The organism is Rhodanobacter sp. UC4451_H18, assembly GCF_052978225.1.
Genome location: NZ_CM129663.1, coordinates 2,566,322 through 2,578,518, shown reverse-complemented (window position 1 = coordinate 2,578,518; position 12,197 = coordinate 2,566,322). Strand labels below are relative to the sequence as shown.

The 12,197-nt window shown below is 64.8% G+C and carries 13 protein-coding genes; 3 read left to right on the top strand and 10 right to left on the bottom strand.

Going from position 1 to position 12,197, the window contains the following annotated elements; translation table 11 throughout:
* The first annotated feature begins 62 nt into the window (after positions 1–62).
* Genes ACVCMG_RS11700 through ACVCMG_RS11690 form a run of 3 tightly spaced genes read left to right on the top strand, consistent with a single transcriptional unit; the run spans position 63 to position 2,322 of the window.
* A complete protein-coding gene (locus ACVCMG_RS11700; RefSeq protein ID WP_447114193.1) occupies positions 63–755 on the top strand; it encodes a hypothetical protein in 693 nt (230 codons plus the stop codon).
* Positions 755–1,303 (top strand): ImmA/IrrE family metallo-endopeptidase, encoded by a 549-nt coding sequence (locus ACVCMG_RS11695; RefSeq protein WP_447114192.1) that lies wholly within the window; start codon positions 755–757, stop codon positions 1,301–1,303. Before ACVCMG_RS11700 ends, ACVCMG_RS11695 begins: the two co-directional genes overlap by 1 nt.
* Positions 1,300–2,322, top strand: a complete 1,023-nt coding sequence (locus ACVCMG_RS11690) for a beta family protein (protein WP_447114191.1) — start codon at positions 1,300–1,302, stop codon at positions 2,320–2,322. The genes ACVCMG_RS11695 and ACVCMG_RS11690 overlap by 4 nt, the downstream gene beginning before the upstream one ends.
* On the opposite strand, the gene ACVCMG_RS11685 is transcribed toward ACVCMG_RS11690, so the two are convergent.
* The 10 genes from ACVCMG_RS11685 to ACVCMG_RS11640 all read right to left on the bottom strand — a co-directional run bounded on the left by ACVCMG_RS11685 (position 2,303) and on the right by ACVCMG_RS11640 (position 11,746).
* A complete protein-coding gene (locus ACVCMG_RS11685) occupies positions 2,303–2,932 on the bottom strand; it encodes a sce7726 family protein (RefSeq protein ID WP_447114190.1) in 630 nt (209 codons plus the stop codon). The two genes, ACVCMG_RS11690 and ACVCMG_RS11685, sit on opposite strands and share 20 nt — an antisense overlap.
* Positions 2,933–3,633: 701 nt before the next feature.
* The gene (locus tag ACVCMG_RS11680) at positions 3,634–4,527 is read right to left on the bottom strand and encodes a UbiA prenyltransferase family protein (RefSeq protein WP_447114189.1); all 894 of its coding nucleotides are present in this window, start codon (positions 4,525–4,527) and stop codon (positions 3,634–3,636) included.
* A gap of 4 nt (positions 4,528–4,531) precedes the next feature.
* Positions 4,532–5,242, bottom strand: coding sequence for a bifunctional 2-polyprenyl-6-hydroxyphenol methylase/3-demethylubiquinol 3-O-methyltransferase UbiG (gene ubiG, locus ACVCMG_RS11675; protein ID WP_447114188.1), 711 nt, complete (start codon positions 5,240–5,242; stop codon positions 4,532–4,534).
* On the bottom strand, positions 5,220–6,368 hold the full coding sequence (locus ACVCMG_RS11670; protein WP_447106957.1) for a sedoheptulose 7-phosphate cyclase: 1,149 nt from the start codon (positions 6,366–6,368) through the stop codon (positions 5,220–5,222). The genes ubiG and ACVCMG_RS11670 overlap by 23 nt, the downstream gene beginning before the upstream one ends.
* The gene (locus ACVCMG_RS11665; RefSeq protein ID WP_395120557.1) at positions 6,365–6,850 is read right to left on the bottom strand and encodes an S-ribosylhomocysteine lyase; all 486 of its coding nucleotides are present in this window, start codon (positions 6,848–6,850) and stop codon (positions 6,365–6,367) included. The genes ACVCMG_RS11670 and ACVCMG_RS11665 overlap by 4 nt, the downstream gene beginning before the upstream one ends.
* A 3-nt stretch (positions 6,851–6,853) precedes the next feature.
* Complete coding sequence (locus ACVCMG_RS11660) at positions 6,854–8,092, bottom strand: sugar phosphate isomerase/epimerase family protein (protein WP_447114187.1); 1,239 nt, start codon at positions 8,090–8,092, stop codon at positions 6,854–6,856.
* A 246-nt stretch (positions 8,093–8,338) separates the two neighbouring features.
* Positions 8,339–8,773, bottom strand: a complete 435-nt coding sequence (locus tag ACVCMG_RS11655; RefSeq protein ID WP_447101415.1) for a hypothetical protein — start codon at positions 8,771–8,773, stop codon at positions 8,339–8,341.
* Between the two features lie 38 nt (positions 8,774–8,811).
* Complete coding sequence (locus tag ACVCMG_RS11650; RefSeq protein ID WP_447114186.1) at positions 8,812–10,518, bottom strand: tyrosinase family protein; 1,707 nt, start codon at positions 10,516–10,518, stop codon at positions 8,812–8,814.
* Positions 10,503–11,462: a hypothetical protein gene (locus ACVCMG_RS11645; protein ID WP_395120564.1), complete on the bottom strand. Its 960-nt coding sequence runs from the start codon at positions 11,460–11,462 to the stop codon at positions 10,503–10,505. Before ACVCMG_RS11645 ends, ACVCMG_RS11650 begins: the two co-directional genes overlap by 16 nt.
* A 2-nt stretch (positions 11,463–11,464) precedes the next feature.
* A complete protein-coding gene (locus ACVCMG_RS11640) occupies positions 11,465–11,746 on the bottom strand; it encodes a hypothetical protein (protein ID WP_447101412.1) in 282 nt (93 codons plus the stop codon).
* Between the last annotated feature and the right edge of the window lie 451 nt (positions 11,747–12,197).

The window sequence follows — 12,197 nt, the reverse complement described above, 5'->3', positions numbered from 1 at the left end:
CAAACTGGCGGGAACGCTCAGCATTGCCGACAATGTCTAAAGAGATGAGACGGGGAAGCGGTATGAACCATGATGAGCCAAACAATCGCAGCCCGAAGAAGGATCGACGCTGGAACCAGCTCTACTGGGCTCACATCGTGGTCTTTTGCGGATTTACTGCCCTGATTGCGGTGGAGGTTCTTATGTTCTCTCCGTCGTTTCCTCGAAAGGTTGTCGCCATTCAGTCCGTGGTTGCAGCCCCCTTACCCGCCTCCAACGCCAAAGGGCCCCAGGTGCAAGGAGCGTCGCTCAGAGTTCCGGGAAGCAAGATCATCACCCCTATGCAAAACCCGCCAGCTTCAGCGACACCCCAGGAACCTGATCATTGGAGCAGCGGAGATGTGGTTTCTGCCATGAGCAACTTCTACACAACGATCATCGCCATCCTCGTTGCGCTCATCGGCATCATGGGCGTGCTCGCAGGCTTCACACTGCGTGCTCTATCGCGCGCTTCGGCCGAAGAGACCGCTCACGAGCAAGCAAACGTCGCTATGAACCACTACATTTCCTCCCGGAAATTCGCTCGGGAAGTGGGCATCGCGGTTGAGGAAGCCGGGATCACAGCCCCTATGGAAAAACTTGAGCAGGAAGTGGACAACATACGTCGTCTCCTAGCGAAGCGTCTGGACATGGGCGGTGTGGTTGATGGTTTGATGGGGGGTGAAGATGTTGACGGTCACGTCCAGCCGCAAGCACCAGGCCCGGAGACAGTCTGATGGCCGTGATCAGGAAAAAGACGCCGCGCTCCCAAGACGCGACTGCTAATCCCACGGAGACGCTTGAAAAGCTCCGGAAGCGTCTGCGTGAGGCAGGACTACTGACCATCCCACTCAATGTCTTTGCTGTCGCCGAGTTTCTTGGTGTTGAGGTCGTGGAAGAAGCCATGGATGACGACCTCTCCGGCTACCTGGAAATGCACGGCGGGCACTGGGTCGCGGGGGTGAACGCTTATCACCACCCCAACAGAAAGCGTTTCACCATCGCCCACGAGATCGCACATCTTCTATTACACTCGTCTCAAAAGACCTGCTTCCAAGATCAGATTTTCGCCCGACGGGAAGCTGATCGAAGCCAAACGGAGGGAGCTTCCATGGAACGAGAAGCGGATGCTTTTGCGGCAGCATTACTCATGCCTGCCAATGACGTTCGCCAAGCCATCGACGCCGGCATGACCTCTCTTTCGGAGCTGGCAGAGAAATTTAGGGTTTCTGCACTCGCCATGAAATTCCGGGTTAAGAACCTTGGGTATAGGGTTAACTCATGACATACATGCCCATCGTTCGCACTCGGGCTGCGGAACTCAAGGGATTTCGTGAACTTTCAGGTGAAGTCCATCGTTCAATCTTTCCTTTGATCGAACTCACCAGGTCTCGCCGTTCGAGCAAAAATCCGGGCGGCGATATACAGAGAAGCGTTGACGCAATCACGGAAATCTTTGCCAACCGACCCTTTGTCGTTGACCTCACTTCGTTGGTCAGCCAGCAAAATAGTGAGTTCAATCAACTTCTCGATGACACAGGTGCATTTCAGAACTGGACGAATTTTGCGAAAGACCGCCTTCCTCCCACGTGTGTCCCCATTGCTCACCTGACTGATCCTTTTGAAGAAGCCGATTTTATTGCCCAAGTCGAGCGACTTCTTGAGCGGTTCACACGAGTTGCTGTCCGCGTCCCCACTTCATACACAGAGCTTACCGGAATCATCAGCGCGCTCGAAGCAGCGCTAGGCTCTCTTCAAAGAGTCGTGCTTATCCTCGATGCAGGTTATGTAACGGCCAAATCTTTCTCGGGGGCTTATGGCCGCCTATCCGAAATGCTGGCCGAATTGGTCGGAAAGAGCCCGAACTGGCTCTCAGTGGCGTCCAGCTCTTTCCCCAGCAGCGTTACCAGTGTCGGAGGAGGTGATGACGAAGGAGAGCTAGAGCTCCATGAGGTGACGCTCGGCAACGCACTGCTGCGAATCCGTTCCGACCTCCGCTACAGTGACTACGCGGCAATCTATCCCATGGACTTTTCTGGCACCGTGGCGAACTGGGTACCCCGCGTAGACGTAATGTTGGATGAGAAGTTCTACTATTACCGTTACCGGCGCACGGCTGGTGGCTATCCTCTCGCTGCTGCTGAGGCCAGGAGAGACTCTCGCTGGGTGTCATTGGATTGCTGGGCGCAAGACAACATCAATGCAGCAGCGGCAGGCAGTCCTAACGGGATGAGTCCATCGTTCTGGATTGCCAACCGGGTGAATTTTCATATTTCCCGGCAGGTCAGTCGCCTGACCCGATAACATCATCACCCAAGGTCAGCACACGAACGTCATCTAGCGTCACGGTGCGACCAAGCTCCCGGAGGAATGTGGAGTACCTGGGAAGCAACCGCTCATAAACAGTCCTCAGTGCCCGCTCACTGAGCACTGTTGCTGGGATGTTTTGCTCAGCGGTGGTCGTCATGGCAGACAGCGTACCTGCAGCGGACAGCCCAAATTCACTGAGTAAGCTGCGCAACTCAGATGTCCTCAACCAAGCCGCTGCCGAGGCTTTCGGCAGAAGGCTCTTGACATACGGCTGCCGAACTCGCTTCAGTTGGCTATCAACGGTCCAAATACCAATCGACCGTGGCAGTCGCTCTCTCAATGACGGAAGCCATACAGGCGCCGTCATCACCGAGAAATCCAGAAACATTTTAGTATAGCCCGCGACCTGATCGGGAAGCTTGTCGAGGTTGTCGCGCTCGCCTTTGATCTCAAAGCTGCTCAACCGCGAGGGTGACGAGATCACGAGGTCAGCTCGATATCGACCATCACCAAACCTCAGCTCCAAACCGATGACCTCGTCCTGCCCTAAGGTTGGAAGGAGAGTGGAGATGGCCACAATTTTCAGGTCATCTGCGTATGTCATTGGAGCGTGCCTTGCTCAGATGGCTTGCCAGTCTATGAGCCGCTTCGGGTTTTCCGAAGGCCGTTTGCTTTGAGCCACGCCGATCGTGTCCCATTCCGTGGTGCAGCTTCAGGCCTGGCAGCCGGACCAGATTTGGAGTTGCACGGATCAGTTTGCCACGGCAGGAAGTTCGGCGGTGGGTGGAAAACCGGGACGGAGGAAGTTAAATCGAGAAGGTAGCGCCTGCGCGCTGCTCCCGCTTTGCTTTGGCTCTTCCGAAAAGTGCGGGCCACGATGGCCCGCTGCTCTACCCGGGGCCCCTGTGCGGCGGTGAGTCGGGGACGACAGGCCGCGTAGCGGGCATCGGCATGGATGCCCGAGTTGAGGCAACGCAGGGAGCGGTCGCCCGATGTGCTGTCGAAAAGCCCGGCCCCGGCTCACGGACTTGCCGCCCATGGATGGGCGGCAAGCGCCAAGCGGGGTGGCCTTTCTCTTTGGTTACTTTCTCTTTGAGCACGCAAAGAGAAAGTGACTCGGTCGCCGAAGGCGATCGACCGCTCTCGCCTTTGAACGCCCTGGATCGAAGGAAACACGCGGGCACAAGCGTTGCTCGTGAGGATTCGATGGGCACGAGTGAGGCGCGGGGAAAGCCGGCGGGCAGTGCCCGCCCTACGTCCACGGCCTTCCGAATCATGCGCCGAGCTTCGGCGCGACCTGCACATTCAAGGCAACAGCACGAACACCGTCACGATCAGCAACAACGCCAGCGGATACAAACTGGAACGGTCGAACAGCCGCGCGGCCGCGCGGCCATCGCGGGTCACCGCCAGCCGCACCGCCGGCACCACCAGCAGCACCACACCAGCCAGCAACACGGCGAGCTGGAACGACCAGCCCAGCATCAGCGGCGAGAGCCGCGCCAGCAGCAGGCTGCCGGCCACAGTGAGGGCGAGCAGCCCGAGCACCAGCCAGCCGGCGACGCGCAGGCCGAACACCAGCGGGATGGTGCGCGCGCCGATGGCGCGATCCTCCTCGATGTCGTTCCAGTCGGCGGGGATGTTCTGCCCGCCCACTTCCCACAGCATCAGCCAGCCCAGCATCAGCGCCAGTCCCGCCAGCGAGGGCGACGGCACTACCGCGAACACGGCGGCGACGGGGCCGGCGGATTTCACCAGGCCGCTGACCAAGGTGCGCCACCAGGTGACCTTGAGCAGTTTCACGTAGGCCAGTTCCAGCAGCGCCGCGGCGATGAGGATGGCGAGGATCCACGGGTTGAGCAGCCAGATGCCGAGCACGGCCAGCGCGAACCACAGGCCGAACCAGGCCAGCGCGCCTTTCATGCTGATCAGGTTCTGTGCCAGCGGGTAGCGCATCGTGGAGGCCTCCACCGCGTAGCCGGGGGTGAGCCCGCGCGCCACCTTCTGGCGGTCGTCGCGGACGCCGGCCAGGTCGTTCAGCGCGTAGATCGCGGTGTAGCCGGCCAGTGCGGTGCCCAGGCAGAGCGCCAGCACCGGCCAGGCGGGGAAATGGCCGAGCCACAGCAGGGCGACGAAGCCGGGCATGGCGATGTCGAGCACGCCATGCAGCGAGCGCGAGAGGGCGAGGAAGCGGCGCATGTGTTCAACCCCGCTTCGTGAAGCTGGCCATGTAGTTGATGTCCTCGCGCCCCGGCGCCACGCGGAAGCTGCGCTTGAGCGGGTGGTACATGAGGCTCGCCACGGCGTTGAACTGCAGCCCCGCTGCGCTTGCCCACGCGCGCATCTCGGTCGGGCGGATCAGCTTGCGGTAGCTGTGCGTGCCGCGCGGCAGCAGGCCGAGGATGTACTCGCCGGCCACGATGGCGAAGGCGAAGGCCTTGAAGTTGCGGTTGATGGTGGAGAAGAACGCCACGCCGCCGGGCTTGAGCAATCGTGCGCAGGCGGCAATCACGCGCGCCGGCTCGGGCACGTGTTCGAGCATCTCCATGCAGGTCACCGCGTCGAACGTGCCGGCTTCCTCGCGCGCCAGTGTTTCCACGTCGATCTCGCGGTAGTCGATGGCCAGTGCGCCGCGCGCGGCATGCTGGCGCGCGACCTTGAGCGACAGCGTGGACAGGTCGATGCCGGTGACCCGCGCGCCGTGCTTCGCCAGCGCCTCGGCGAGGATGCCGCCGCCGCAGCCCACGTCCACGACGCGCGGCGCGGTGCCGGTCAGCCGATCGGTGATGAAGCGCAGGCGCAGGCCGTTGATGGCGTGCAACTGGCCCATCTTGCCGTGCGGGTCCCACCACAGTTGGGCGATGCGGTCGAAGTGGGCGATCTCCGCGGCGTCAACATTCGGCGAGTCGGTCATGGGCGGGTGCGATCCAGGATTGCAGGGTGGCGATGGCGGCGTCGAGTTCGCCGCGGCGGATGTCGTTGACGAACACGCCGGCACCGACGGCGATCGGCAGTGGCACGCGCTGGGCGCCGTTGCGGTGCTCGACGCGATCGAGCAGCGATTGCCACATCAGCGCGCCGTCGAGCAGTTCCAGCGGCGGCGCGAGGCCGAGCCGGCCGACCAGGGCGAGGATGCGCGCGGCGGCGGCATCGGCGAGCAGGCCGCGATGGTGGGCGATGGCGACGGAGACCAAGATGTCCAGCAGCACCGCCTCGCCGTGCAGCAGGCGATCCTCGTGGCGCGTTTCCAGGCCGTAGCTGAAGCTGTGGCCGAAGTCGACCACGCGTGCCAGCTCGTCCTCGAACAGGTTGGGCGCCAACTCCTGCAGCATGTCGTCGATGGCGCGGTCGAGGATGGCGCCGCCGTGCTCGCCCTGGAACGCGCCGGCCACGCTGGCGGCGCCGTGGCGTTCCAGTTGCGCGAACAGCGCCGCATCCTTGATCACGGCGAGCTTGATGATCTCGCACACGCCGTTGTGCAGGTGGCGGCGCGGCAGCGTGCGCAGCAAGCTGCGATCCAGCAGCACGCGGCGCGGCGGCTCGAAGCTGCCGAGGCGGTTCTTGCGGCCGTTGAAGTTGATCCCGGTCTTGATCCCCACCGCCGCATCCACGTAGCCCATCAAGGTGGTGGGCACCTTGATGTGCGGCACGCCGCGGCGATAGCTGGAGGCCACGAAGCCGACCACGTCGGTGAGCACGCCGCCGCCGATGGCCAGGATCGGCTCGTCGCGGCGGTGGATGGGGAACTCGTCCAGCGCGCGCAGCAGGTGCTGCCACGCCTCCATCGTCTTGCCGCCCTCGCCGCCGGGCAGCGCGACGATGCGCGCGGTCACGCCGTGCTGCGCAAAGTAGGCGGCGAGGCGCACGCCGTGGTGACGCAGCACCACCTCGTCCACCACCACGAACCGGCGGCCGCCGGCGCGGCGGCCGTCGGCCAGCAAGGCGTCGCAGGCCGGGTCGAACACGTCCGCGACGTTGCACAGCTCGTACTCGACGCGGCGCGTCTCGCTGACCCGCCAACGCGCGACCGCCGCGTTCACGCGACCTCCCGCCACGCCGCGCGCCGCGCCAGCACCTCGCGCGCCACCGCCTGCGCGGCGGCCAGGTCGTGGTGGCGCCAGTGGCCGCATTGCTCGATGCGCGCGTAGGGCACGGCGGTGGCGCCGAGCACGCCGTAGAGCACGGTTTCCAGGGTCCGCTCGATCACCTCGCGGCGACCCTCGTTCAACAGCGTGAGGTAGAAACCGGTCCGGCAGCCCATCACGCCCACGCCGATGAAGTGCCCCGGCAGCAGGCGGCCGAAACCCTCCAGCAGGAAGTGCTCCAGCGAATGCGCCTCGACCGTGCTCAGGCAGGCGTCGGCATTGGGCAGGCGCCAGCGCAGGTCGATGGTGCAGACCACGTCGCCGCCCGCCCCCGCGTGCACGCCGCGCAACTTCACGCTGGGTGCCTTCAACCGGCGGTGGTCCAGCTCGCCGACGGTGTCGGCGGCCCAGCCCCAGGCGTCGAGGTCGATCCGCATCGATCAGCCCTGCGCGATGGCGGCGAGGTGGCGATGGCTGGCCTGCAACGCCTCCTGCCACGCATCCACGTGGTGATAAAGCTCCACCGAACCGTAGCCATGGAAGCCGTGCGCGTTCAGCGCGGCGAAGCTGGCCGCCAGATCCAGCGTGCCCTCGCCGGGGATCTCGTGGAAATGCACGACGCCGGTGCGCGTGTTGGCGACCATGGCGTCCACCAGCGCGGGGCCGCGCGCGCCGCGCAACCAGGCGAGGATCGGGTGGGCGCGCTCCAGCGCGTCGAAGCTGATGCCGGGCACCGAGATCAGGTAGGTGAAGATCTCGTCGTCCAGCGGCGAGGTGCCGGCGTGCAGGCTGCCGTAATCCACCCAGCGTGCCGCTCGCGCGAGACCGGCACGCGCCAGCAGGGCATCGATGCGCCGCTGCCGCGCGGCATCCGGCGCGCGATCGGCGAAGTACAGCGGGTGACTGCCATCCAGCAAGAGGTAGTCGGCACCGTCGGGGAAATACACCAGCGTGCTGGCGTGGTCGAGGTTGACGGCGAGCGCGTCGCTGTCTTCCGCGATCTTCAGGTTCCAGCCCGCGCGCGCATCGGAGATGTGCAGGTAACGCGCCTGCGGCGCGGCCTGCGCCAGCGCGGCGAGGTAGTCCGGCTCGGAGCAGTAGGCATGGCAGAGGTCGATGTGCAGCGCGAAGCGCGGCGAACCGACCGCGGCGATCAGCGCCTGGCCCTGCGCCAGCGTCTCGATCGCCATGCCGGGCTCGGGTTCGATCAGCAGGGTGATGTCCTCGTCGTCGCGGATCTCGCCCAGACACTCGCGGATGGACTCGGCCAGCACGTCGAGCGGGTCCACCTGCGGCTGGCGCACATGCTCTTCGCGCACGAAGCCGCTGCCGCAGGTGACCAGGTTCGTGCCCAGCTGTCGCGCCACGCGAATGCCGCGCTTGACCAGGTCGATGCGCCGCTTGCGCCCGGCCGTGTCCAGCGACATCAGCGAAGGCTCGTGCGGCCGCGAGGGCGTGAAGAAGTGCGAAGCGGTGGCCACGCAGGCCGGCGCGATGCCGGCGCGCGCCAGTCGATGCTTCACTGCACCGAGATCGTCATCTCCGAGGTCGAACGGATTGAAGTGGTCGCGATGAAAGGCGATCTCCATCCCCGCATAGCCCGCGCGCGCCACCGCGTCGATGGCATCGAGGAAGGGCAAACGGGTGAGTCCGAAGCTGCTGTACGCGAGATCGATCATGCGCCGTGCCGGAGCGTGAGCCCGGTGTGGACAAAGTGGCGCAAGCGTGTCGGCGCGGTGGCCGGGTCGCCTTGATTCAGGTCAACGAAAGCGGCAACGGGAAGCGGGCGCGACAAAACGCGTCGATGCCGGCGACCGCCATCGTGCGCCGCGTTCGCCGGCTTTGTCCTTCACCACCACCCTCGGCCGTGGCGCGAGGCGGCCTCGCGATCCGCCGCGGATCGCGCTGGACCGATACCGGGCGGCTCATCGGATGAACCGCACCGAGCCCACGCAGACGCTCACGACCTGCATCGCCGGCACCGGCTGCAACGGGACGAGCGTGATGCTCACCCTTCCTCCCGCCTCCAGTTTGCCCCCGGTCGCGACGATGAACGTGCCGGGGTTGTCCGGCGGAAACAAGCTGAAGCTTCCGAGGTAGCCGGCCTTGCCATCGCGGGCGTGGAAACGCACCACGAAGGAAATCGGTATCCGCTGCGGATTGACCACCCCGGCGACCACCACCCGGACGAACGCCTGCTCCGACGCGGCGACGGAAGCGGCCTCGACAGGCTGTTCCAGCGTCGGCGCCGCCAGGCTCAACCGGTGCCCGGAGCCCGCGCAACTGGCATGCTCGTGGCCACCGGCGGCCACGCCGGCGCAGGCGGCATGCAGGCACAGTGTCACCAGCAGCAGTTGCATGCGCTGCCGTATCCGATGGCCGGTGCGCCCGGGGAAGCTCATCCGTCGCTGGCCCTCACGTGTACCGGCGCGATGAGGAAACCGACGTTCTTCAGCATCAGCGGCATCGCCGGTTGCCGGAACTTGCCCTCGGCCGGCACGGCCACGATCTGCACCGCCAGCGGCTGGTCGGTTCGCACCACGCCGTTCCGGTGCAGCCGCTTCAGCGTCTGCGTCACATCGATGATGAAGTCGGTCTTGTGATGATGCGACGTGTGATCACCGGAATCGTCGGACGTGGCCTGCGTCCCGAAAAAAGCGTAGCTGCCGGCGTAGTGGATGTCGCTGGTCGGTGTCTGCGCATTGGCATCCGGCAGGTTGATGAACACGCGCACGAAGAAGTCGTTGGCTTGCGGCTGCTGCGCGTAGTCCACGTTCAAGAACACGCGTTCCCGGCGCGCGTCGGACTCCAGCAGTGCCGCAAGGTCCGCGGTCGTCAGGCGGGCCTGCCGTGACACCGGGCGGTCCAGGCGAAGCGTTACGTTTGCGGCGATCGGCACGCGTCGCCTGATGTCGAATCGCACCGGCGCACCCTTGCGGATGCGCGCCTCGATCAGCTTGGCCTGCTGCGCGCTCAGCCTGAGCATGTCCAGCGGCGTGGCAAAGTCCCCGACCCTGCTGCTTTCGTAGCGGTAGCTGAGCAGCGGCAGCAGCGGCGTGACACCCGCGCTGATGCTGACGGGGTTTCCGTTGCCATCGACGAAATGATTCCACGTGGTGTTGATCCAGGTCGGATCGCTCGGGTTGTCGTTGTGCAGTTCGATGTTCCACTTGGCCCAGCAGTAATCGACCATGCAGTGATGCGCCCAGAAAATCGGGTCCTGCGGCGAGCCACCCGTACCCATGTCCATGCCGATGATGACGTGTGCCGTGTTGTGCGGCGTGCCTTCGAGCTGCGAGCTGAAGGTGATGAAGTTCGCATCCGAGAGAATGGTGGTCATGGTCGGATCGTTGAACGCGGCATTCGACCCGACGGTGGTGTTGCTGCGCGGATGGTCGAGGGCGCTGCCGGCGGCCGTGAACGCCGGATGCATCGCGGGGTACCGGTTCCAGTTCCAGTAGGGCAGGCCGAAGCTCTTCTCCCCGGTCAGTTGCTGGCAGATGCGTTCGAAATACAGCAGATAGGCGCGATGCCAGGAGAAGAAATGCACGGTGCCGTGCTGGCACAGGTTGAAGCCGCCGCTGACCGTTCCGTGCAGGGCGGCCTGCGCATTCCAGCTGCACGGGTCGGAATCCGGCAGCGCACGCATCTTGATGACGGCCTCCCGATAGACGTCCAGCGCGTGCTGGACTTCCGGCGAGCCGGTGCGCAGGTAACGGCGCACCGGCCGGTTCTGGATGTCCTTGATGAGTTGCTCGCAGCCGCCGAACATCGCCGAGGTGACCAGGCCCAGGCTCACGAGGCCCAGGCCCTTCACGAACACGCGCCGATTCATGTCGCTTGGTTGATCCAGGTAGTTCATCCCGGTGCCCTCCCAGCTCGTTGGATAAATGCCCTCGAAAGGCGCACGTTGCAGAGACGACGATGTACCCATCAGCGCAGCCAGAACCACAGGCCGCTGGCGATGGCCACGGCAGCGGCAATGGCAAGCACCCCGACGGTGAAGTTGAGCGTCGAGCTCACGTTGCAGCCGGGCGTTCCCTTTGCCGCATCCCCGCGTTCCGATGTGCTCATGTCCGTCGACCCCGCTCAGAAGTACACACAATGCTTGCTCCACCTCACCAGCGCGATTTGCACGTTGGTGAGCACCGGGTTGGCGACCGGCGTCACCGGGTTCATCAGGTTGGCCGTGTCGCTGTCGTGCGGCAGCCAGCAGGCGTGACCCATCTCGTGGGCAGCCACGAACGCCTGGTCGGTCGGCTTGGCCTCGATGACCACGTAATTGTGAGTCGAGGCGAAGCTGCAGCCGTTGGTTCCGCTCGGGGTGACGTCCCGCACGATGAACACGATGATCTCCGCGCCCAGTCCGATCAGCCTGCGGAAGCTGTCCTTCGGCTTGCAGGTGGCGGAGGCGAACTCGAAATACGAGCCACCGACCCACCAGTCGCTGAAAAAGCCGCCGCCGTCGCAGCCAACCACCAACCCGTCGTCGGGAGCCGCGACGTCGGTGTGGCAGATGCCGGTGAAGATCATCCGGATGTTGCACAGACGATCGTAGAGATCGATGGCGGCGTCGACCTGGCGCTGGATATCGGCGTCGGTGACGATGGGGCGGCCATTCACCGACGGCACCACCACGCCGAAGTACATCTTCTTGCGCAGGCGGATGCCCAGCAGCGAGCCGACGAAGTCGAACAAGCCGACCAAGCGCCAGATCACTTCGGTCACCCAGTTGATGATGGTGCGCAGAATGCCGCCGAGGATCGGGATGCTGAGAACCATCTCGACGAGGAAGCCGATCGCGTCGAGCACGACGTTGACCATCTCGCACACCACGCGCGTAACCCACTTGCCGACGGTGACGACCACGAAGGTGACGACCTTCACCAGTACCCAGGTCATCCAGCACAGCCACTTGTTGCAGCACAGGCACCACCAGTTGCAGTCCTGCTCCTCGCAGACTTTCTGCAACTGGTTCACCCAGGTCTCGATGGGTTTCTCGACCTGTTCCTCGACCCAGTCCTGGACTTCCTTGCATACCCGCCCCATGGTCACGACTCCGTTGGCAAGGGAAACCGCACCGCGCGACGCGGCCGTCGCGCCAGGCAGCGATCCAGGCGACGCAGCAGCAGGGACAGACGCAAGCGGTTGCCGACAATGCCGGCCAGCTTGCCGAGAACGGCCGCCGCCACCAGTACGCCGATGCCCCGCAGCAGCGCCCCCGCGCTCACGCCCAAGCCGCCGGCAATCCACCACGCCAGCTGCACCACGAAACAGCCCGACACTGCCAACGCCGCAACCGCGCATCCGCACGCCCGGTGCAGGCGGTTCACGCGCGTCTGCAGAGCCGCCGTGGCGCTGCGGAACATCGGTGGGGAAAGGATGATGCGGGTGGCAGGCGAGATCGCGAATGGCAGCCACAACGTGTGGCGCAGCTGCGCCAGCGACGAGCGCGAGTCGATGCACCAGGAGTTCGGGCGAGCAGGTGCGGTCGGCCCCGTGCGTGCCAGCCGTCCCTCGGCGCGGGGCGGGGCAGTTGGCCTGGCCCTACGCTGCCACCACGCGACGGGCTCGGTTCGCGGCACCGGTTGTTGCGCCGTCTCGCGTTCCCTGTTCGCAGCGTTCCTCTCGCGCACGTGCTGCCCCTCCCGCCCGCGATGCCGGTTGCCGGCACCGCCCTGTTCGGCGTGAGCAAGTCACGTGCCATCCCGGCGGGCACGCCGCAGCCCGCCCTGTATCGGCTTCCACGCGCGTCCCCGCCTTGACGAATGGGGCAGCGCCGAC